The sequence below is a fragment of the Methylobacterium currus genome, assembly GCF_003058325.1.
GTDB classification, from domain to species: Bacteria; Pseudomonadota; Alphaproteobacteria; order Rhizobiales; family Beijerinckiaceae; genus Methylobacterium; species Methylobacterium currus.
Genome location: NZ_CP028843.1, coordinates 2041195 through 2061031 on the forward strand (window position 1 = coordinate 2041195; position 19837 = coordinate 2061031).

Genomic DNA, 19837 nt, shown 5'->3' on the forward strand with positions numbered 1-19837 from the left:
CCTCGGCATTGCGTTGACCTCGCACCACAGCAACACCAGCCCGGGAGGGCATCGCATGTCGGAGCCTGCGCCGCGGCGCTGGAGCGTGCAGGAGTTCTTCGCCTGGCAGGAGCGCCAGGACGAACGCTACGGGCTGGTCGGCGGGGTGCCGGTGCGGATGATGGCCGGTGCGCGCGATGTCCATGACGATATCGTGGTCAACCTCGTGGCGGAGTTCCGCATCCGGCTACGCGGGACGCCGTGCCGCCGTTTCACCGGTGACGGCAGCGTCGAGACCCTGCCGGGCCAGATCCGCCGTCCCGATCTCGGCGTCGATTGCGGTGCCCGCGACCCGAACGGGCTGACGGCGGCGGAGCCGCGGCTGGTCGTCGAGCTCCTGTCGCCCTCGACCCGCGACTTCGATGCCTTCGACAAGCTCGAGGAATGCAAGCCGGTCGCGAGCCTCGCGGTGATCCTGCTGGTCGAGCCGAACGCCCCCGGGATCGCCCTCTGGCGCCGCGACGCGGACGGAGCCTGGCAGCGCCGCCTCGCGGCCGGGCTCGACCAGATGATCGAGCTGCCAGAGTTCGGCATGACCCCGGCGTTGGCGGACGTGCATGACGGCGTCGCGTTCCCACCGCGGCCTCGCCTGGTTTCGGGGACCTGAGGGCCGATGCACCTCCTGCGCATCGATACGGTCTCCCTCGACGAGGGTGAGGCGGCGGTCGATCTCGGCCAGGCGCCCGGCGACATCGTCGCCCTGTCCTTCACCGATTCCGACCTCGCCGGCCTCGGCCATGCCTATGCGGGGCTGCGCGGGGACTGGCCGAGCCTGCGGCTCGCCAAGCTCGCGCAGCTGCGCCATCCACTCTCGGTTGACCTCTACGCCGACGCGGTGATCGCCCGGGCCCGCTTCGTGCTGGTGCGCTGCCTCGGCGGGCTCGATTACTGGCGCTACGGCATCGAGCGGCTGGCCGAGACCTGCCGGACGCACGGCATTCCGCTCGCGGTGCTGCCGGGGGACGACCGGCCGGATCCGCGCCTCGACGCGGTCTCGACGGTGACGCCCGACCTTCGGACGACCCTCGACGCCTATTTCCGCGCCGGCGGGACCGACAACCTGCGTCGGCTCCTCATGCGGATCGCCGCCGAACTCGGCCGGCCGGTCGTGGCGGAACCGCCCCGTACCCTGCCGCGGGGCTTTGCCTGGTGCCCGGGCTGCGGCGTCCGCGAGCGGGCGGAGCCCGCCTCGGCCCTGCCCCGGGCCCTCGTGCTCGTCTACCGGTCGGCGATCCTCGGCGGCGACACCGCGCCGGCCACCGCCCTCGCGGCGGCCCTGTGGGAGCGCGGCCTCGCCCCCGTCATCGTCGCGGTGGCGAGCCTCAAGGAGCCGGAGGCGGTAGCGGCCGTGCGGGAGGCCATCGCGACCCAGCGCCCCGCCGTGATCGTCGCCGCCACCGCCTTCTCGGCCCGGGACGAGGCCGGCTTCGTGCTCGACGAGGCGGATTGCCCGGTGATCCAGGCCTTCACGGTCGGCGCCGGCCGGGAGGCCTGGGCAGCCTCGGCGAGAGGGCTCGGAGCCGCCGACCTCGCCATGCAGGTGGCGCTGCCGGAATTCGACGGCCGGCTCTCCGGCTTCCCGATCTCGCACAAGGAGGAGGCGCCGGAGGTCGACGGATTCCGCGAGCGCCGGGCGGTGCCGGATTTTTCGGGTCTCGCCGCCACCGCCGGCCGCGCCGCCGCCTGGGCCCGCCTCGCCGCCACGCCCCGGTCGGAGCGCCGCCTCGCGCTCGTCCTGTCCGATTATCCGGCCCGCGGCGGCCGGGCCGGCTTCGCGGTCGGGCTCGACACCCCGGCGAGCGCGCGGGGGATCCTCGACCTCCTCAGCCACGAGGGTTACGCGGTCGCCGACATTCCGGAGCCCGACGTCCTGATGCGCCGCCTCACCGAGGAGGCCCCGAGCCTCGCGGTGCCGCTCTCCGCCTACGAGGCCTGGCGGGCCCGGCTGCCGGCCACGGCCCGCGCGGCCCTCGCGGCGGAATGGGGCGAGCCCGCCGACGATCCGGCCTGCCGGGACGGCGCCTTCCGGTTCCGGGCGTTGCCGGCGGGCCGCGTGCTGGTGGCGCTCCAGCCGGACCGCGGCCACAAGGGCGACCGCAAGGCGGGCTATCACGACCCCGACGCGGTGCCCTGCCACGCCTATCTCGCCTTCCACCTGGCGCTCCGCGAGGGGTGCGACGCGCTGATCCATCTCGGCACCCACGGCACCACCGAGTGGCTGCCCGGCAAGGCGGTGGCGCTCTCCCCCGCCTGCTGGCCCGCCCTCGCAACCGGGACGCTGCCGGTGGTCTATCCGTTCATCGTCGACGATCCCGGCGAGGCGGCCCCGGCCAAGCGCCGGATCGGCGCGGTCACGATCGGGCACCTGCCGCCGGAGACCGCGGCGGCCGGCCTCGATCCGGAGGCCGCGACCTTGCGCGAGCTGGTGGAGGAATATTCCGCCGCCACGGTGCTCGATCCGCGCCGGGCGTCCCTGATTGCCCGGGGCATCCTGGAGCGGGCCGAGGATGCGGGCCTGCTCGCGGCCGCCGGCATCGACCGCGCCACCTCGATGCCGGACGCTCTCGCCGCCCTCGACGCGCATCTGTGCGACCTCGCCGAGGTGACGATGCGCGACGGGCTGCACGTCTTCGGCGAGGGGCCCGATGCCCATCCCGAATGCGGTCCGGCCGAGCGGGCGGGGCTGCTCGCCGCCCTCGACGGCCGCTTCGTGAAGCCGGGCCCCGCCGGCTCGCCGGCCCGCGGCCGGGCCGACGTGCTGCCGACGGGGCGCAACCTCGCCACCCTCGATCCCCGTGCCCTGCCGACCCGCGCCGCCGCGATGCTCGGCGAGAACGCTGCCGCCGAGGTGGTGCGCCGCTACCTTCAGGACGAGGGCGAGTATCCCGCCCGCCTCGTCATGGATCTGTGGGCCTCGCCCACCTTGCGCACCGGCGGCGAGGACGTGGCGCAGGCGCTGGCCCTGATGGGCGTGCGCCCGGTCTGGGACCACGCCTCGACCCGGGTGACCGGCTTCGAGGTGCTGCCGCTCGCCCTCCTCGACCGGCCGCGGATCGACGTGACGGTCCGGGTCTCCGGCGCCTTCCGCGATACCTTCCCGGAGACGCTGGCGCTCCTCGACCGTGCCGCACGGGCGGTCGCGTCGCGGGAGGAGGACGATGCCGACAACCCGCTCGCCGCCGCCCGCCGCCGGGGCGAGGCGCCGGCGCGGGTGTTCGGGGCGGCGCCCGGCCGCTACGGCGCCGGCACCGCGGCCCTCGCCCTCGACGGCCGGTGGAGCGAGCGCGGCGACCTCGCCCGGGCCTATCTCGACGCCACCGCGGAGGCGACCGGCTCGTCGGAGGAACCGGGCGGTCCGGACGCCGATTTCGCCGCCCGGGTCGCGGCGGCGGATGCCTATCTCCACGCTTTCGACGTGGCCGAGCGCGACCTCCTCGACGGCGACGCCGCCGCCGACGCGATGGGCGGCTTCTCCGCCGCCGCGGCGTCCCTCGGTGCCGCGCCCGTCCTCTACAGCCTCGACACCAGCCGCCCCGAGGCGCCCCGCGCCCGCACCGCCCGCGAGGACGTGGCGCGGCTGGTGCGCGGCCGTCTCGCCCATCCGCGCTGGATCGCCGCGCAGCTCCGCCACGGCTGGCGCGGGGCGCAGGAGCTGGCGCAAGGGTTGGACGCGGTGTTCGTCATGGCGGCTGCCACCGACGCGGTCGCGGATGCCGACATCGACCGGCTCTACGACGCCTATCTGGGCGATCCGGACGTGCTCGCGGCGATCGAATCCGCCAATCCGGGCGTCGCGCAGGCCTTGCGCGGCCGGTTCGCCGACCTGCGCGACCGTGGCTTGTGGCGCAGCCGGCGCAACTCGCTGGCCGCCCTCGACGAGACCCGCGAGGCCGCCGAATGAGCCCCGCCCCCGTCAATCCGGCGCCTCGTCGCGGCTGGTGCCCGGGCCTCGCCCGGCCGATGCCGACCGGCGACGGCCTCCTCGTGCGCCTCCACCCGGTCGCCGGCCGGCTCGGCGCCGTTCAGGCCCGCGCCGCGGCCCGCGCCGCGCAGGAGGGCGGCAACGGCCTCCTCGACGTGACCGCCCGGGGCAACCTTCAGATCCGCGGGGTGACGGCGGGCCGTCATGCGCAGGTCGTCGCGATCCTGGGCGAGGCCGGCTTGGGCGACGTGCGCCATGACGGCGGGCCGCAGCGGCTGACGCTCAATGCGCCGCTCGCCGGGGCGGATGGCCTCGGCATCGTCGCGGCGGTGGAGGCGATCGGCCGGGAGGTCGCGGGGCTGCCGGCGAAGACGCTGGTGGCGGTGGAGGATGCGGCGGGCGGCCTCGGGCCGGTCGAGGCGGATTTTTGGGTGCGGGTCGCTCCAGGTCTCTCCCCTGCCCCTCTCCCACACGGGAGAGGGGATCCCGCGCCTCTATCTGTGCCCGACGATGCGCCGGGCAGCCCTGTCGATATGGGACGGAATGCGCTGCCCCCGCTCCAACTCGCCGTCGCCACAGAGTCTGGCCCGCTCTGGCTCACACCAACCTCTGCTCCCACCGCCCTCGCCTTCCTGCGCACCCTTCTCCACGGCCTCGCCGCCTCCGGCGCCCGCCGCATGCGCGCGCTCCCGCGGCCGCAGTGGGACGCCCTCCTCGACGGGCTGATGCCAGGCGGCCCTCCTCCGGCGAGCACCGCCCTCCCCGCCGGACTGCACGGCCGCGCCCTCCTTGCCGAGTTCCCTTTCGGCCGCTGCGACGCCGCGCTCCTCGACCGTCTCGCCGGCTGGAGCGAGGCGCACGGCGACGGCCACCTCGCCCTCACGCCGGGCCGCGGCATCGCCCTGACCGCCCGCGACGAGGCCGCCGCCGCGACCTTGCGCGCCCAGGCCGAAGCGGCCGGCCTGACCGTCGATCCCGCCGATCCGCGCCGGGCGGTCGCCGCCTGTCCCGGGGCGCCGGCCTGCGCCTCCGGCGGAACGCCGGCGCAAGATCATGCGCCCCGCCTCGCCGCCGCCTTCGCGCATCTCGCGAAGGCAGGCGCCACGGCCCATGTCTCCGGCTGCCCGAAGGGCTGTGCCCAGCTCAAGGCCGCCACCCTGACGCTGGTCGGCCGCGCGGATGGCCGCTACGGGGTGGTGCTGGAGGGCAACGCCGGGACGGAGACCGACCTCGCCCTCACTTTCGGTGCCGTGCTGGAGCGGTTAGAGAGCACACGAGTCCGACCTACTCTTGATGACCCCTCGGGCCTGAGAGACGCATTCCGGGAGCCCGCATGAACCCGCGCCTCGACTATATCCGCGACGGCGCCGCCATCTACGCGCGCTCCTTCGCGATGATCCGCGCCGAATCCGACCTCGCGCGCTTCCACGGCGCCGCCGAGCGGGTGGCGGTGCGGATGATCCACGCCTGCGGCATGACCGACCTGCCCGCCGACATCGACCTGTCGCCGGATTTCGCCGAGGCCGCGGAAAGCGCACTGCGCCGCGGCGCTCCGATCCTGTGCGACGCCCGCATGGTCGCCGACGGTGTCACCCGGGCGCGGCTGCCCGCCGGCAACGAGGTGATCTGCACCCTGTCCGACCCCCGGGTACCGGAGCTGGCCAAGACCCTCGACACCACCCGGACCGCCGCCGCGATGGAATTGTGGCGCGACCGGCTCGCCGGCTCGATCGTGGCCGTCGGCAACGCGCCGACCGCCCTGTTTCGCCTGCTCGAGATGCTGGACGAGGGCGTGGCGCCGCCCGCCGCCGTGATCGGCGTGCCGGTCGGCTTCGTCGGCGCGGCCGAATCGAAGGATGCGCTGGCCGAGGACGGCCGGGTCCCGTTCCTGGTGGTGCGCGGCCGGCGCGGCGGCAGCGCCATGGCGGCGGCGGCCGTGAACGCGCTCGCCAGCGAGGCCGAGTGATGGACGGCCCTTCCGATTTCCTGCCCCCCGATCCGGCCGAGATCCCGTCCGCCCCGCGCGAGACCGAAACCGGCACCCTCTACGGCGTCGGCATGGGGCCGGGCGATCCGGACTACCTCACCGTGCGGGCGGTGCGGGTGCTGGAGCGTGCCCACCACCTCGTGCATTTCTGCAAGGCCGGCAAGCGCGGCAATGCCCGCACCATCGCGGATGCGGTGGTGCAGGATCCGGCCCGCGAATGGCCGCTGCCCTATCCCTACACCACCGAATTGCACCCCGAGGACCCGGCCTACGTGGCGGCCCTCGCCGCCTTCTACGACGAGGCGGCCTCGCGCCTCGCCGAGGTGCTGGGCGCCGGCCGCGACGTGGCGATCCTGTCGGAGGGCGATCCGTTCTTCTACGGCTCGTTCATGCATCTGTGGCGCCGCCTGAAGGACCGCTTCCCGGTCGAGGTGGTGCCGGGCGTCACCGGCATGTCGGGCTGCTGGACCCGGGCCAACACCCCGATCACCTGGGGCGACGACGTGCTGACCGTGCTGCCCGCGACCCTGCCCCACGCCACCCTGGTGGCGCGCCTCAAGACGACCGACGCCGCCGTGGTGATGAAGCTCGGCCGCCACCTGCCGAAGGTGCGCGCCGCGCTGATCGAGGCCGGGCTGATCGGCCGTGCGGTCTATGTCGAGCGCGGCACCATGGCGGGCGAGAGCGTGACGCCGCTCGCCGAGAAGCCGGACGACCGCGCGCCCTATTTCTCGATGGTGCTGGTGCCGGGCGAGGGCCGCCGGCCGTGAGCGGATCGGTCACGGTGATCGGCCTCGGGCCCGGCGACCCGCGCTACCTCACGCCGGCCGCCTCAGCCGCCCTCGATGCGGCGCAGGACCTGATCGGCTACTTCCCCTACGTCGCCCGGGTGCCGGAGCGGCCGGGCCTGGTGCGCCACGCCAGCGACAACCGGGTCGAGGTCGACCGCGCCCGCCACGCCCTGGAACTCGCCGCCGCGGGCAGGCGGGTCGCAGTGGTGTCGGGGGGCGATCCCGGCGTCTTCGCCATGGCGGCGGCGCTCTTCGAGGCGCTGGAGGCGGGCGATCCGGCCTGGAAGTCGCTTCCCATCACGGTCGAGCCCGGCATCACCGCGATGCTGGCGGCGGCAGCCCGGGTCGGTGCGCCGCTCGGCGGCGATTTCTGCGCGATCTCGCTGTCGGACAACCTGAAGCCGTGGGAGGTCATCACCGCAAGGCTGAGCGCCGTGCTGGCGGCCGATCTCGTGGTGGCCCTCTACAACCCGATCTCCCGGGCCCGCCCCTGGCAGCTCGGCGCGGCCCTCGCGCTCGCGGCCGAACATCGCGGACCCGAGACCCCGGTGATCCTCGCCCGCGCCGTCGGCCGGCCCGACGAGGCGATCCGGATCCTCGCCCTCGCCGAGGCGCGCGTAGCCGAAGCCGACATGGCGACCCTGGTGATGATCGGGGCGAGCGCCACCCGGCTGATCCCGCGCGAGGGCCAGGCGCCCTTCGTCTACACGCCGCGGTCCGTCGCCCGATGAGAATCGAGCCAGGCCAGGGCGTCACGGGCCTCCCCCACCTGCGCCACATCCGGCAGGCGGGGCTGGCGCACGATCACGACCGGAATCCCCAGAGCGCGCGCCGCCGCGATCTTGCCGTAAGTCGCCGCGCCGCCGGAATTCTTGGTCACCAGCACCTCGACGCCGTGGCGGCGCATCAGATCCTCTTCCTCCGCAGCCCCGAAAGGGCCTCGGGCCTCGATCGCCGTGACGTCGAGTCCCGGCAGCGCGTCGCCGACCGGCTCGATGGTGCGCACGAGGTAGCGGTGCCGCGGCGCCGCCGCGAAGGCGGCGAGTTCGAGCCGGCCGACCGTCAGGAACACGCGGCGCGGGGTCCCGCCGAGAGCCGGCACGGCCTCCGCCACGCTGTCGACCTCGCGCCAGTCGTCGCCGGGCTCCCGCGCCCAGGCCGGGCGCCGGACCGCGAGGAGCGGCACGCCCGCTTCCCGGCTCGCGACGGCCGCATTGCGGGAGATGATTCGGGCGAAGGGATGCGTGGCGTCGATCAGCGCCGCGACCGCGTTCTCGCGCAGATAGGCCGCGAGACCTTCCGCCCCGCCGAAGCCGCCGATGCGGGTGCGTGCCGGCAGGGCGAGGGGCGCCGCCGTGCGCCCGGCGAGCGACAGGGTGACGTCGGAATCCGGCCGGCCGGCGAGCAGCCGGACCAGCGCTGCGGCCTCGGTGGTGCCGCCCAGGATGAGGATGCGCATGGCCGCCTTCTCGCCTGAGGCTCCCTCCATGTCGAGCGCGGCACCCTGGCTGTTCATCGTCGGCATCGGCGAGGACGGGCGGGCCGGGCTGTCCCCGGCCGCGAGCGCCGCCCTCGACGGCGCCGGGCTGGTGATCGGCGGGCGCCGCCACCTCGATCTCGCCGGGCCGCTCGCCGCCGCGACCCTGGCCTGGCCGAGCCCGCTCTCCGACGCCTATCCGGCGATCCTCGCCCGGCGCGGGCAGCCGACCTGCGTCCTCGCCACCGGCGACCCGTTCCATTACGGCGTCGGCGCCGAGCTGGCGCGGCTGGTGCCGGCGGGCGAGATCGCCGCCTTCCCGCAGGCCTCCGCCTTCAGCCTCGCGGCCTCCCGCCTCGGCTGGCCGCTCGCCGAGGTCGCCTGCCTGACCCTGCACGGGCGGGCGCTGGAGCGCGTGATCCCGCACCTTCAGCCCGGCGCCCGGCTCCTCGTCCTGTCCTGGGACGGGACGACCCCGGAGAAGCTCGCGGCGCTCCTGACCGGGCGCGGCTTCCCGCGCTCGCGCCTGACCGTGCTCGAGGCGATGGGTGGTCCCCGCGAGCGCCGCCGCACCGGTCGGGCCGTGGATTTCTCGCAGACCGGGATCGACCCGCTCAACACCATCGCGGTCGAGGTGGTGGCCGAGCCCGAGGCGCGGGTGATCCCGCTCAGCCCCGGCCTCGACGATGCGTGGTTCGAGCATGACGGCCAGCTCACCAAGGCCGAGATCCGCGCCGTCACCCTCGCTTCCTTGCGCCCCCGCGCCGGCCAGCTGCTGTGGGATGTCGGCGCCGGCTCGGGCTCGATCGGCATCGAGTGGTGCCTGCGCCATCCGGCCAACCGCGCGGTCGCGGTCGAGGCCCGGGAGGAGCGCGCCGCCCGCATCCGCCGCAACGCGGCCAATCTCGGCGTGCCCGACCTCCGGGTCGTGGTCGGCCGCGCGCCTGCGAGCCTCGCCGGGCTGCCGGCTCCGGACGCGGCCTTCCTCGGCGGCGGCGTCTCCGATCCGGCCCTGGTCGCGACGGTGCTCGACGCCCTGCCGACGGGCGGGCGCCTCGTCGCCAACGCGGTGACGCTGGAAAGCGAGGCCCTGCTGCTGCGCCTTCATGCCGAATACGGCGGCAGCTTGCGGCGCCTCTCGGTCGCCCGGGCCGAGCCGGTCGGCCACCTCACCGGCTGGCGCCCGGCGATGCCGGTGACGCAATGGGCGCTGACGAAACCGTGATGCGCGCGATCATCCAGGCGCGGGTTCCAGGAAGCGCTCCGCCACCCGTGCTCCAGCACGGCTTCGCCCGCGCGCCCGGCGTCGAGACGCCCCGCGCCCTCGTCGCCGGCATCGGCTTTCGCCACGCCACCTCGGCCGACGAAATCCTGGCCCTGGTGGCGGAGGGGCTGCGCCAGGCCGACCGGCCGGGGGCGCAGCTCGCGGCCCTCGCCACCGCGGAGGATCGGGCCGGCGACCGGGCGATCCGAGACGCGGCCGGGTCCCTGGGCGTGCCGCTCGTCGCCATCGGGGTCGAGGCCCTCCGCGAGGCCGGCCGCCGGGTCGTCACCCGCTCGGTCCGGATCGAGGCCCTGCGCGGCGTCGGGTCGCTGGCCGAAGCCGCCGCCCTGGCGGCGGCCGGGCCCGATGGCCGCCTCGTCCTGCCGCGCATCGCCTCGGCAGGCGCCACCTGCGCGCTGGCCGCCAGCGGAGAGGCTTATCCGTCATGATCCACTTCGTCGGCGCCGGCCCGGGCGCGGCCGACCTCATCACAGTGCGCGGCCGCGACCTCATCGCCCGCTGCCCGGTCTGCCTCCATGCCGGGTCCCTCGTGGCGCCCGAGATCCTGTCCTGGTGCCCTCCCGGCGCCCGGATCGTCGACACCGCGCCGCTCTCCCTCGACGCGATCGTCGCCGAGATGGCGGCGGCCCACGCGGCCGGCCAGGAGGTGGCGCGGCTGCATTCCGGCGACCTCTCGATCTGGAGCGCGGTGGCCGAGCAGACCCGCCGCCTCGACCGACTCGGCATCCCCTACGACCTCACCCCCGGCGTCCCGTCCTTCGCGGCGGCGGCTGCCGTGCTGGGGCGCGAACTGACGGTGCCGGAGGTGGCGCAATCCGTGGTGCTCACCCGCACCAGCGGCCGCGCCTCGTCCATGCCGGAGACGGAGCGCCTCGCCGCCTTCGCGGCGACCCGGGCGACGCTCGCCGTGCACCTGTCGATCCACGTCATCGACGCGGTCGTGGCCGAGCTGATCCCGCATTACGGCCCGGACTGCCCGGCCGCGGTGGTCTTCCGCGCCACCTGGCCGGACGAGCGGGTCCTGCGCGGGACCCTCGCCGACATCGGGGGTCAGGTCGCCGCGGCCGGATTGGAGCGCACAGCGCTGATCCTGGTCGGCCCGGCGCTCGGGGCGACGGAGTTCCGCGAGAGCGCGTTGTACGCGGTGGATTACGACCGGCGGTTCCGGCCGGGGAGCGGGCAAGCTTAAAGCACACGTCCGTTCAAGAGATGCCGCCGACTTGACATCCACTGAGTCGTCCCTGGTTCTCGCCGTTCGGCGAGCCCTGGGATCACTCGGAGGGCATGAGGCCGGCTGCGTCAATCAAGCTTGTGATTGAAGATCCGCCATCGACGCTTCGACACTGTCGAACGGCGACAGTCGCCCGTCGCAGACTTCCCGCGTCGCCGCCATGGTCGTCTCGTTCGGAACGAAGGGATCGAACGGCAGGGCGTGCTCCCGCGCAGTCCGGATAAGCATCAGGCGACCTGCCTCGGACACCGTCAGCCCGATATCCGCGAGAACCGCCGCTGCGTCCCGCTCCATCGCGGCATCGATCCGGACCATTCCCTGCATCTCAGCCGCCATCGCGATGCCCCTCCCGCCGATCGACCCTCATCCCACCGGATGAAACGGCGCCCGCCCGACCAGCCCGCCGTCCCGGTCGAACACCACCACCTCCAGCGAGCTGCCCGAGCCCGACAGCGCCTTCGCCGCCGTCGCCCAGGCGTAGCGGGCGACGAGGTCGGCGAGCGGCAGGTCGCTCCCCTGGGCGAGTTGCAGCACCTCCAGCGCCGTGTTCGCGCCCGCCGCCCGCCGGGCGAGGTCGGGCGCGCCGCCGGCCTCCACCACGCGCTCCGCCAGCCAGGCGAGGTCGACCGGCCCGGAGCGGGAATGCAGGTCGAGGAGGCCGTGGCCGAGCTTCGCCATCTTGGCGATGCCGCCCGCCACCGTGACCCGCGGCACCGGGTGGCGGCGCAGATATTTCAGCATGCCGCCGGCGAAATCGCCCATGTCGATCAGCGCCTGGGGCGGCAGGCCGTAGAGGCGGGCCACCGCCTCCTCCGAGGTCGAGCCGGTGGCGCCCGCGACGTGGTCGAGGGCGCCGGCGCGGGCGACATCGATGCCGCGATGGATGCTGTCGATCCAGGCGGCGCAGGAATACGGCACCACCACCCCGGTCGTGCCGAGCACCGACAGGCCGCCGAGGATGCCGAGCCGGGGATTCAGGGTTTTTTGCGCCAGCGCCTCGCCGCCGGGAATCGCGATCTCCACCACCACGTCCGTCGGACCGCCGAGGCCGCTGGCCGCCTCAGCGATCGCCGCCGCGATCATCCGCCGGGGCATCGGGTTGATCGCCGGCTCGCCGACGGGCAGGGGCAGCCCGGCCCGGGTCACGGTGCCGACGCCGGGACCGGCCCGGAACGCGATGCCGGAGCCCGGCGCCCCCCGCCGCACGGTGGCCAGGACCAGGACCCCGTGGGTCACGTCCGGATCGTCGCCGGCATCCTTGACCACCCCGGCCAGCGCCCCGTCCTCCACCAGCCCGGTCCGCGCCAGGGCGAAGGCCGGGCGGGCGCCGCTCGGCAGCGGGATCTCGACCGGGTCCGGGAAGGCGCCGGTGACGAGGCCCGCATAGGCGGCCTTGGCGGCGGCGGCCGCGCAGGCGCCGGTGGTCCAGCCGCGGCGCAGGGTCTCCCGTGGTCGTGTCGCATCCATGCGGCGTGGTATCACCGCAGGCCGGCGCGGTGAATGCGCGCCATTCGTCATCAGATGGAAGCCTTCGTGACCGCACGCCCCGCCCGCGGCCTCCTCGTCGCCGCCGCCCGTTCCGGCTCCGGCAAGACCACCGTGACCCTCGCCCTGCTGCGGGCCCTGCGCCGCCGCGGGCTGGCGGTCGCCGGGGCGAAATGCGGGCCGGACTACATCGACCCCGCCTTCCACGCCGCCGCCACCGGCCGGCCGAGCTACAACCTCGACAGCTTCGCCATGGACGGCACCCTGCTCGACGCGGTGGCGGGCCGGGCCGGCGCGGAAGCCGACCTGCTGCTCGCCGAGGGCTCGATGGGCCTGTTCGACGGCGTCGTGGCGGAGGAGGGCCGCACCGGCGCCAATGCCGACATCGCCGCCCGCTACGGCTGGCCGGTCGTGCTGGTGCTCGACGTCTCGGGCGCGGCGCAATCCGCCGCCGCCACCGCCCTCGGGGTCCGGGCCTACGATCCGCGCCTGACGCTCGCCGGCGTGATCCTCAACAAGGTGGCGAGCCCGCGCCACCGCCGCCTGGTCGAGGTCGGCCTCGCCCGGGTCGGGATCCCGGTGCTCGGCGCGGTGCCGCGGGAGGCCGCGCTCGTGCTGCCGGAGCGCCATCTCGGGCTGATCCAGGCCGGCGAGACCGCGGACCTGGAATCCCGGCTCGACCGCCTCGCCGATCTGGCGGAAGCCTCGATCGACCTCGACGCGGTGGTGGAAGCCGCCGGCGGGCGGATCCCCACCCCAGCGATCGGCCATCTGCCGCCGCCGCCCGGCCAGCGCCTCGCGGTCGCCCGCGACGCCGCGTTCTCGTTCGTCTACCCGCATCTCGAGGCCGGCTGGCGCGCCGCCGGGGCCGAGATCGTGCCGTTCTCACCGCTCGCCGACGAGGCGCCGCCCGCCGAGTGCGACGCCTGCTGGCTGCCCGGCGGCTATCCGGAGCTCCATGCCGGCCGGATCGCCGCCGCGTCGCGCTTCCTCGGCGGCTTGCGCGCCTTCGCGGAGACGAAGGCCGTCCACGGCGAGTGCGGCGGCTACATGGTGCTGGGCGAGAGCCTGGAGGATGCCGACGGCACGACCCACCGCATGGCCGGCCTCTTGCCGGTCGCGACGTCCTATGCCAGGCGCCGCCTGCATCTCGGCTACCGGATCGCGACGCTCGTCGGCCCCGGGGCGCTCGGGGCGGCCGGGCAGGGGCTGGTCGGGCACGAGTTCCACTATGCCAGCGAGGTCACCCCGCCTCCGGGGCCGGACGAGGCCCTGGCCGAGGTGACCGACGCGGAAGGGCGCAGCCCGGGCCTCGCCGGGCACCGGCGCGGCCGGGTCAGCGGCAGCTTCTTCCACCTCGTCGGGCTGCGCTGAGGCAGCCGGCGCCTACTCGGCGGCGGCGCTGTCCCCGCCGTTCGCCGTGGTGGCGTGGCGGCCGAGGCGGGCGGCGGAGCGGACGATCGCCAGCACTTCGCGGCGCAGCTGCTCGTCCTCGATCTGCACGTAGGCCCGCAGCAGCTCGATCGCGCCCTGCGCGCTCAGGAAGCCGAACACGTTGTCGTCGCCGGTCTCGCCGCCGGTCTGGTCCTCGAAGAAGGCCGAGACCGGCACTTCGAGCAGCCGCGCGATCTCGCGCAGGCGGCCGGCGCCGACGCGGTTCTGGCCCTTCTCGTATTTCTGCACCTGCTGGAAGGTGACGCCGACGGCGTTGCCGAGAGCGGTCTGGCTCAGCCCCTTGGCCTTGCGCAGGGCCGTGATGCGAACTCCGACGAGACGGTCGACCTCAGTGGTTTGCTTGGGCATCGGTCCTCAACATCTCACGTGCTGGCCTGCCGGAAGCCCCCTCCCCAATTCCAGAGGGCCGCCGTCCCGCGTCGTTCATGCCCGCAACGGGCCGGCGCTCCCCGCTCCGGCGACCTCGCGGATGTTCGTCCTCGGGCCGGCGGCGAAGACGCCTCGCATCCGGTCCGCTCAACCCTCGTTCGCCCGGTCCGCCTCCGGTCCGTCCACCCCGCATCGGAGCATTCGAACTGGACCGGACCATGCGAAACCAGTCGTCCGCGACCGCTCAAGGCCGTCCTGCTGCCAGGATGACGACACGGATGCGGGTCTGCCATGCAACCCAACTCACGTCTACACGCTCCAAGCGAATTCCCCAAGGGAACGAAGGTGAAAAAAATACTGAGTGTCACCGCTCGCGCAGGTCGCCGCGCGGTGGGGTTCGTCCGGGCCGAGCGGGTCACCTTGCCGATGGCGGAGCGGTTCCCATCTCATCGGCCAAGCCCGGCCGCCCGAGCGCCCGAACGCCCGCGAGAGCCTTCGATACCGAAGAGAACGCCGAGAGGGATGCCCACCATGTTCATCGCCATGAACCGGTTCAAGGTCTACAAGGATGCCACCCAGGACTTCGAGCAGGTCTGGCTCGGGCGCGACAGCCATCTGGGGGAGATGCCGGGCTTCGTCGAGTTTCACCTGCTGCGCGGGCCCGAATACGAGGATCACGTCCTCTACGCCTCGCACACGATCTGGTCCTCGAAAGCCGATTTCGAGGCCTGGACCCGCTCCGAGCAGTTCCGCAAGGCCCATAGCCGCGCCCCGGGGACCAAGCCGCTCTATCTCGGCCACCCGCAATTCGAGGGCTTCGAGACGATCCAGACCGTCGCCCGGGCCGGGTGACGGCAGGATGCCGTGGGCGGCCCGGGCGAGGGCCGCCCCCGCGTGTTTCGCTGCCGTGGCGGCCCTCGCCCGGGCCGCCTCCGGGTCAGGTGGTCTCAGGGTCAGCCCGTCTCAGGGTCAGGCGGCCTTGGGGGCGTGGAGCCGCGGCAGGAACGCGGCGAGAAGGCCCACCGCCGGCAGGAAGGCGCAGATTCCGTACACGAACTCGATGCTGGTGTGATCGGCGATCTCGCCCAGGACCGCGGCGCCCAAGCCCCCCATCCCGAAGGCGAAGCCGAAGAACAGGCCGCCCACCAGCCCGACCCGACCGGGCAGGAGCTCCTGGGCGTAGACCAGGATCGCCGGCATCGCCGAGGCCAGGATCAGGCCGATCGGCACGGTCAGCGCCACGGTCCAGAACAGGTTGGCGTGGGGCAGCGCCAGGGTGAAGGGCAGGACGCCGAGGATCGAGCCCCAGATCACCACCTTGCGGCCGAACCGGTCGCCGATCGGCCCGCCCGCCACCGTGCCGGCCGCGACCGCGCCGAGGAACACGAACAGGTAGAGCTGCGATTCCTGCACCGACACGCCGAAGCGGTGGATCAGGTAGAAGGTGAAGTACGAGCTGAGGCTCGCCATGTAAAAATACTTGGAGAAGATCAGCACCAGCAGCACCGCGATGGTGCCGACCACCTTGGCCCGCGGCAGGGCCCGGACGCTTGAGCCCCCCTTTTTCCCCCGCGCGGCCCCCGCCCGGAGGCGGTCGCGGTACCAACGCCCGACGAGGCTCAGCACCACGAACCCGGCGAGCGCCGCGACCGCGAACAGCGCGACGCTGGGCTGGCCGAGCGGCACCACGATGAAGGCGGCGAGCAGCGGCCCGAGCGCCGAGCCGGCATTGCCGCCGACCTGGAACACCGACTGGGCCAGGCCGTAGCGCCCGCCCGAGGCGAGGCGGGCGACCCGCGAGGCCTCCGGGTGAAAGATCGCCGAGCCGAGGCCGACGAGGCAGGCCGCCATGACCAGCAGACCGTACGAGCCGGCATGGGACAGGAGCAGCAGGCCGCAGAGCGAGAGCAGCATGCCGGTGGCGAGCGAGAACGGCATCGGCCGCTTGTCGGTGACCAGGCCGACCACCGGCTGGAGCAGCGAGGCGGTGAGCTGGAAGGCCAGGGTCAGGAAGCCGATCTGGCCGAAATCGAGGCTGTAGGCCTGCTTCAGCAGAGGGTAGATCGCCGGGAGCAGCGACTGGATCATGTCGTTGAGGAGGTGCGACAGGCTCAGGCCCCCGAGCACCACGGCTGCCGGTCCGGCCGCTGCCGCCGCAGGCGGCATCGCCCTGCTCACCGTCTCCGCCTGCGGCGGCCTGGTCACCGACGCCTCCACGGCCACGCCGCCCTCGCTCGCTCGCGCATCCATTGCCGGTTCGCTCCCCCTGGCGGCCTCAGGCGGGCCGCTCTCGGCCCTCACGCGGACCGCTCTCGCCGCGCCGCCCGTCGACGATCCGGGGGTCTGCGGCGTGCCTCCCATACACCCGCCGCCTCCGCCCGTCCCGGCCATCCGCCGCAGGGCAGGGATGCCGCCGGTCCCGGGCTTGCTGCGGAACCGGCAACCAGCCGTCGGCGGCCCGGGATCTGTGCGGAAGCGGCACGGTCCCGCCCGGCCCGTCCCAATCCGGCACAGACACGGGTCACGGGTCATCTCGCCATGCGACACGAACGGTTCCCGGGGGATGCCGACGGCCACCTCGCCACCTCGGAGGCACGGGCGGTCTGGAACGCGCTCCTGCCCCGCCGCGGCCGGGCGGCCCTGCGGGTCGCGATCGCCGGCGGCGCGGCTCTGGCCGAGCTCGCGGCGGTGGCCCTCACCGGGCTCGCCTGCGAGATGACCTATCACCTGATCTCCTACGAGCGGCAGCCCGAGCTCGGCCCGTCGCTGGCGGTCGGCCTGTTCCTCGGCCTGTTCGTGGTGCTGCCGAACGCCGCGCGGGGCGAGTACAGCATCGAGAACTACCTGGCCCGCGCGCCCCATTTCCGCCGGACGCTCAGCCTCTGGCTCGCCGCCTGGGCGGTGGTGCTGGTCCTCGGCTTCCTCAGCAAGACGACCGGCGACCATTCCCGCGGGGCGGCTCTGGCGACCTTCCTCATCGGTCTGCCGGTCCTCGTCGCCACCCGCTTCGCCACCGTGACCCTGGTGCGCCGGCTCATCACCCCCCGCTCCGATTCCGCCCGCCGCATCCACCTGATCGGCTACGAGGAGGACGTCGCGAGCTTCTACGCCACCCACGACACGGCGGCCCTGGGCCTCCGGGTGATCGGCGTCAGCACCCTGCGGAGCGCCCCCCCGGGGACCGACCCGCAGGCACGCCGGACCCAGCTCGCCGAGGACCTCGACCTGAGCGTCTCGGTGGTGCGCTTCCTGCGCCCCGACGACGTGTTCGTGCTGGTGCCCTGGGCCGAGGTCGAGGACCTGGAGGCCTGCGTCGACGCCTTCCTGCGGGTGCCGGTCGCCCTGCACCTGCGCCCCGGCCGGGTGATGGACCGCTTCAGCGACGTGCGCCTCGGCCGGGTCGGCCTGCTCACCGGCATCAATGTCGGCCGCGCCCCCCTTTCCGCCGTGGAGATCGCCGCCAAGCGCACCTTCGACCTCGTGGTGGCGTCGCTGGCGCTCGTGGCGCTGTCGCCGCTGCTCGTCCTGATCGCGATCCTGATCCGCCTCGACAGCCGGGGACCGAGCCTGTTTCGCCAGAAGCGCTACGGCTTCAACCAGGAGGCGTTCTGGGTGTTCAAGTTCCGCAGCATGCGCTCCGACGCCGACGCGTCCTTCCGCCAGGCGACACGGGACGACGACCGCATCACCCGGATCGGCCGGATCCTGCGCCGCACCAACCTCGACGAGTTGCCCCAGCTCCTCAACGTGATCCGGGGCGACATGTCGCTGGTCGGCCCCCGCCCCCACGCCGTCGCCCATGACCGCAGCTTCGAGCGTCGCATCGCGCTCTATGCCCGGCGCCACAACGTGCGGCCGGGGATCACCGGCTGGGCGCAGGTGAACGGCCTGCGGGGCGAGACCCTCACCGACGCCGACATGCAGCGGAGGGTCGAGCACGACCTGTTCTACATCGACAATTGGTCGCTGTGGTTCGACCTCAGGATCCTGGTGATGACGGTGGTGGCCAGGAGTGCGTTCCGGAATGCGTACTAGAGCGCTGTGCGATCGTCCTGCAACGGCCAAGTTGTTTTGGGCGTTGGTTGGGTGGAGGAGCCAGCGATGACCTCACCCTTGTCCGTCGATCTGCGTGAGCGTGTGGTGTCCGCTGTCCTGGCGGGTGCGTCCTGCCGCCAGGCTGGCGAGCGGTTCGGTGTCAGCGCCGCCAGCGTCAGCCGCTGGCACGCCCGCCATCTCCGGGACGGCCACGTCCGGCCCAAGCCGATGGGCGGAGACCAGCGCTCGCAGATCATCGAGGCCCACGCCCCGCGGATCCTGAGGCTGTGCGAGGAGCGCGGCAACATCGTGCTGTCGGAACTGCGCGACGCCTTGGCCGAGCAGGGCGTCGCCACCAGCACCAGCAGCCTGTCGCGCTTCCTGGCCCGCCATCGCATCACCCGTAAAAAGGGGCTCTTCACGCCGCCGAGCAGGACCGACCGGACGTAGCGGAGGCGCGCCAGGCGTGGTTCGAGGGCCAGCTCGACCTCGATCCGGACCGTCTGGTGTTCATCGACGAGACCGCCGCTTCGACCCGGATGGCGCGTCGCTATGGCTGGGCTCCACGCGGCCAGCGCTGTCGCCTGCCAGTGCCGTGCGGGCACTCCAAGACCACCACCGTCACGGCGGCACTGCGTACAAGCGGCCTGACGGCGACAGCCATCTTCGATGGAGCCACCAACGGCCGGCGCTTCCTGGACTACGTCACCGACACGCTGGTCCCGGTGCTCCGGCCAGGCGACACGGTGATCCTCGACAACCTTCAGGCCCACAAGGTGACGGGCGTGCGCGAGGCCATCGCGGCGGCTGGCGCGCGGGTGGTGTACCTCCCGCCCTACAGCCCGGAGTTCAACCCGATCGAGCAGGCCTTCGCCAAACTCAAAACCTTGCTGCGCACCGCAGCCGCGCGCACGGTCGAAGACCTGCATGCTGCGATCCGCCAAGCCTTTGCTGCCTTCACCCCAAAGGAGTGTCGCAACTACCTCAATGCAGCTGGATACCAGACAGACCGCTACGTTTCAGCCTGATCGGGCAATGATATAGCTTTGGGCGGAAAGGGCGCCCGTGGGGCGCCCTGCTTCCTGATCGTCATCGAAAAACGATCACAGACCGAAAGGCAGCGCCCAGAATCCCGGCACCGTGAGACTGTCATGGCGACATGAGAAGTTCACCAGCGGCGTCTTCTCTCTACTCCTGTGATTGTCGCTTCTATTCCCCCTGCCGCCCCTGGCACGCCCCACATTCCCCCTCGATCTCGACGATCCGGCTTGCCGGCTTGAACCCCGCCTGGGCCAGGGTCCGGTCCAGGCTGCGCTCGATCTCGGCCGAGATGGTCTCGTCGACGCTGCCGCAGCTGCGGCAGATGAGAAACACCGCGCTCTCGCCGGCGCCGTGGCCATGCTCGCAGGGCACGAAGGCGTTGCGGCTGGCGATGCGGTGGACGAGGCCGTGCTCGGTGAGGAAATCGAGGGCGCGGTAGACCGAGACCGCGGCGACGCGCTTGCCCGGAGCGCTCAGGCGCTCGGCGATGTCGTAGGCGCCGAGCGGACGCCCCTCGTCGGCCACCACCTCCAGGGTGCGGCGGCGCAACGCCGTGAATTGCAGGCCGAGATCCTGCGCCAGCCGCTCGGCCCGCGCCACCAGATCGGCGGTCCGGGCGGGACCATGCCCTTCTTGGCCATGCCCTTCCTGGGCATGCCCGCCTTGACCCTGCGCGTGACCGTGGTGCCCGCAGGTTCCGTGATCGTCCATCCGCAACCC

General features: G+C 73.6%; 19 protein-coding genes. 13 read left to right on the forward strand and 6 right to left on the reverse strand.

Translation table 11 applies throughout. From position 1 onward, the window contains the following. The first annotated feature begins 55 nt into the window (after nt 1-55). From DA075_RS09555 to cobJ, 6 genes are read left to right on the forward strand one after another with little or no spacing between them, the layout of a single operon-like run. Complete coding sequence (locus tag DA075_RS09555; protein WP_099952999.1) at nt 56-646, forward strand: Uma2 family endonuclease; 591 nt, start codon at nt 56-58, stop codon at nt 644-646. Between the two features lie 6 nt (nt 647-652). Next, on the forward strand, nt 653-3940 hold the full coding sequence (cobN, locus tag DA075_RS09560; protein ID WP_099953000.1) for a cobaltochelatase subunit CobN: 3288 nt from the start codon (nt 653-655) through the stop codon (nt 3938-3940). After that, a complete protein-coding gene (locus tag DA075_RS09565; RefSeq protein ID WP_099953001.1) occupies nt 3937-5298 on the forward strand; it encodes a nitrite reductase in 1362 nt (453 codons plus the stop codon). Before cobN ends, DA075_RS09565 begins: the two co-directional genes overlap by 4 nt. Then, nucleotides 5295-5927, forward strand: coding sequence for a precorrin-8X methylmutase (locus DA075_RS09570; RefSeq protein WP_099953002.1), 633 nt, complete (start codon nt 5295-5297; stop codon nt 5925-5927). Before DA075_RS09565 ends, DA075_RS09570 begins: the two co-directional genes overlap by 4 nt. Beyond that, nucleotides 5927-6718, forward strand: a complete 792-nt coding sequence (locus DA075_RS09575) for a precorrin-2 C(20)-methyltransferase (protein ID WP_099953003.1) — start codon at nt 5927-5929, stop codon at nt 6716-6718. Before DA075_RS09570 ends, DA075_RS09575 begins: the two co-directional genes overlap by 1 nt. Then, on the forward strand, nt 6715-7470 hold the full coding sequence (gene cobJ / locus DA075_RS09580) for a precorrin-3B C(17)-methyltransferase (RefSeq protein WP_099953004.1): 756 nt from the start codon (nt 6715-6717) through the stop codon (nt 7468-7470). Before DA075_RS09575 ends, cobJ begins: the two co-directional genes overlap by 4 nt. Here the strand turns inward: cobJ and DA075_RS09585 are convergent. After that, the gene (locus DA075_RS09585; RefSeq protein ID WP_244936547.1) at nt 7443-8255 is read right to left on the reverse strand and encodes a cobalt-precorrin-6A reductase; all 813 of its coding nucleotides are present in this window, start codon (nt 8253-8255) and stop codon (nt 7443-7445) included. The genes cobJ and DA075_RS09585 overlap by 28 nt on opposite strands. Here DA075_RS09585 and cbiE point away from each other — a divergent pair. Genes cbiE through cobM form a run of 3 tightly spaced genes read left to right on the forward strand, consistent with a single transcriptional unit; the run spans nt 8227 to nt 10690 of the window. Continuing rightward, entirely contained in the window at nt 8227-9441 is a 1215-nt protein-coding gene (cbiE, locus tag DA075_RS09590; RefSeq protein WP_232385805.1) for a precorrin-6y C5,15-methyltransferase (decarboxylating) subunit CbiE, read from the forward strand. The two genes, DA075_RS09585 and cbiE, sit on opposite strands and share 29 nt — an antisense overlap. Next, nucleotides 9441-9929: a cobalamin biosynthesis protein gene (locus DA075_RS09595; RefSeq protein ID WP_099953007.1), complete on the forward strand. Its 489-nt coding sequence runs from the start codon at nt 9441-9443 to the stop codon at nt 9927-9929. Before cbiE ends, DA075_RS09595 begins: the two co-directional genes overlap by 1 nt. Next, nucleotides 9926-10690, forward strand: coding sequence for a precorrin-4 C(11)-methyltransferase (gene cobM, locus DA075_RS09600; protein WP_099953008.1), 765 nt, complete (start codon nt 9926-9928; stop codon nt 10688-10690). Before DA075_RS09595 ends, cobM begins: the two co-directional genes overlap by 4 nt. Before the next feature lie 114 nt (nt 10691-10804). On the opposite strand, the gene DA075_RS09605 is transcribed toward cobM, so the two are convergent. Further along, nucleotides 10805-11068: a type II toxin-antitoxin system RelB/DinJ family antitoxin gene (locus DA075_RS09605; protein WP_099953009.1), complete on the reverse strand. Its 264-nt coding sequence runs from the start codon at nt 11066-11068 to the stop codon at nt 10805-10807. 27 nt (nt 11069-11095) lie between these two features. Next, nucleotides 11096-12199 carry a cobalt-precorrin-5B (C(1))-methyltransferase gene (locus tag DA075_RS09610; RefSeq protein ID WP_099953010.1) on the reverse strand — a complete coding sequence of 368 codons (1104 nt, stop codon included), beginning with the start codon at nt 12197-12199 and terminating at the stop codon, nt 11096-11098. Nucleotides 12200-12253: 54 nt separating this feature from the next. Here DA075_RS09610 and DA075_RS09615 point away from each other — a divergent pair, with 54 nt between their 5' ends. Next, the gene (locus tag DA075_RS09615) at nt 12254-13591 is read left to right on the forward strand and encodes a cobyrinic acid a,c-diamide synthase CobB (RefSeq protein ID WP_099953011.1); all 1338 of its coding nucleotides are present in this window, start codon (nt 12254-12256) and stop codon (nt 13589-13591) included. A gap of 12 nt (nt 13592-13603) precedes the next feature. Here the strand turns inward: DA075_RS09615 and DA075_RS09620 are convergent, their stop codons facing one another. Beyond that, entirely contained in the window at nt 13604-14020 is a 417-nt protein-coding gene (locus tag DA075_RS09620) for a helix-turn-helix domain-containing protein (protein WP_099953012.1), read from the reverse strand. A 552-nt stretch (nt 14021-14572) separates the two neighbouring features. Between DA075_RS09620 and hmuQ the strand changes: the two genes are divergently transcribed. Next, nucleotides 14573-14893: a heme-degrading protein HmuQ gene (gene hmuQ, locus DA075_RS09625; protein WP_099956513.1), complete on the forward strand. Its 321-nt coding sequence runs from the start codon at nt 14573-14575 to the stop codon at nt 14891-14893. Between the two features lie 117 nt (nt 14894-15010). Here the strand turns inward: hmuQ and DA075_RS09630 are convergent, their stop codons facing one another. Continuing rightward, nucleotides 15011-16207 carry an MFS transporter gene (locus DA075_RS09630; protein WP_164712536.1) on the reverse strand — a complete coding sequence of 399 codons (1197 nt, stop codon included), beginning with the start codon at nt 16205-16207 and terminating at the stop codon, nt 15011-15013. A 372-nt stretch (nt 16208-16579) separates the two neighbouring features. On the opposite strand from DA075_RS09630, the gene DA075_RS09635 reads away from it, so the two are divergent. Together DA075_RS09635 and DA075_RS09640 are read left to right on the forward strand one after the other, a co-directional pair. Further along, a complete protein-coding gene (locus DA075_RS09635) occupies nt 16580-18076 on the forward strand; it encodes an undecaprenyl-phosphate glucose phosphotransferase (RefSeq protein WP_099953014.1) in 1497 nt (498 codons plus the stop codon). A gap of 66 nt (nt 18077-18142) precedes the next feature. Continuing rightward, a protein-coding gene (locus DA075_RS09640; protein WP_420813131.1) for an IS630 family transposase occupies nt 18143-19104 on the forward strand; the annotation gives its coding sequence in 2 pieces (ribosomal slippage) (nt 18143-18494 and nt 18494-19104; 963 coding nt in all). Between the two features lie 181 nt (nt 19105-19285). Here the strand turns inward: DA075_RS09640 and DA075_RS09645 are convergent. Further along, nucleotides 19286-19828: a Fur family transcriptional regulator gene (locus tag DA075_RS09645; RefSeq protein ID WP_099953016.1), complete on the reverse strand. Its 543-nt coding sequence runs from the start codon at nt 19826-19828 to the stop codon at nt 19286-19288. Nucleotides 19829-19837 lie beyond the last annotated feature (9 nt).

Coding starts and splice junctions, on each gene's coding strand:
- DA075_RS09555 (WP_099952999.1), top strand. CDS start 56: ATGTCGGAGCCTGCGCCGCGGCGCTGGAGCGTGCAGGAGTTCTTCGCC.
- cobN (WP_099953000.1), top strand. CDS start 653: ATGCACCTCCTGCGCATCGATACGGTCTCCCTCGACGAGGGTGAGGCG.
- DA075_RS09565 (WP_099953001.1), top strand. CDS start 3,937: ATGAGCCCCGCCCCCGTCAATCCGGCGCCTCGTCGCGGCTGGTGCCCG.
- DA075_RS09570 (WP_099953002.1), top strand. CDS start 5,295: ATGAACCCGCGCCTCGACTATATCCGCGACGGCGCCGCCATCTACGCG.
- DA075_RS09575 (WP_099953003.1), top strand. CDS start 5,927: ATGGACGGCCCTTCCGATTTCCTGCCCCCCGATCCGGCCGAGATCCCG.
- cbiE (WP_232385805.1), top strand. CDS start 8,227: ATGTCGAGCGCGGCACCCTGGCTGTTCATCGTCGGCATCGGCGAGGAC.
- DA075_RS09585 (WP_244936547.1), bottom strand. CDS start 8,255: ATGAACAGCCAGGGTGCCGCGCTCGACATGGAGGGAGCCTCAGGCGAG.
- DA075_RS09595 (WP_099953007.1), top strand. CDS start 9,441: ATGCGCGCGATCATCCAGGCGCGGGTTCCAGGAAGCGCTCCGCCACCC.
- cobM (WP_099953008.1), top strand. CDS start 9,926: ATGATCCACTTCGTCGGCGCCGGCCCGGGCGCGGCCGACCTCATCACA.
- DA075_RS09605 (WP_099953009.1), bottom strand. CDS start 11,068: ATGGCGGCTGAGATGCAGGGAATGGTCCGGATCGATGCCGCGATGGAG.
- DA075_RS09610 (WP_099953010.1), bottom strand. CDS start 12,199: ATGGATGCGACACGACCACGGGAGACCCTGCGCCGCGGCTGGACCACC.
- DA075_RS09615 (WP_099953011.1), top strand. CDS start 12,254: ATGGAAGCCTTCGTGACCGCACGCCCCGCCCGCGGCCTCCTCGTCGCC.
- DA075_RS09620 (WP_099953012.1), bottom strand. CDS start 14,020: ATGCCCAAGCAAACCACTGAGGTCGACCGTCTCGTCGGAGTTCGCATC.
- hmuQ (WP_099956513.1), top strand. CDS start 14,573: ATGTTCATCGCCATGAACCGGTTCAAGGTCTACAAGGATGCCACCCAG.
- DA075_RS09630 (WP_164712536.1), bottom strand. CDS start 16,207: ATGCCGCCTGCGGCGGCAGCGGCCGGACCGGCAGCCGTGGTGCTCGGG.
- DA075_RS09635 (WP_099953014.1), top strand. CDS start 16,580: ATGCGACACGAACGGTTCCCGGGGGATGCCGACGGCCACCTCGCCACC.
- DA075_RS09645 (WP_099953016.1), bottom strand. CDS start 19,828: ATGGACGATCACGGAACCTGCGGGCACCACGGTCACGCGCAGGGTCAA.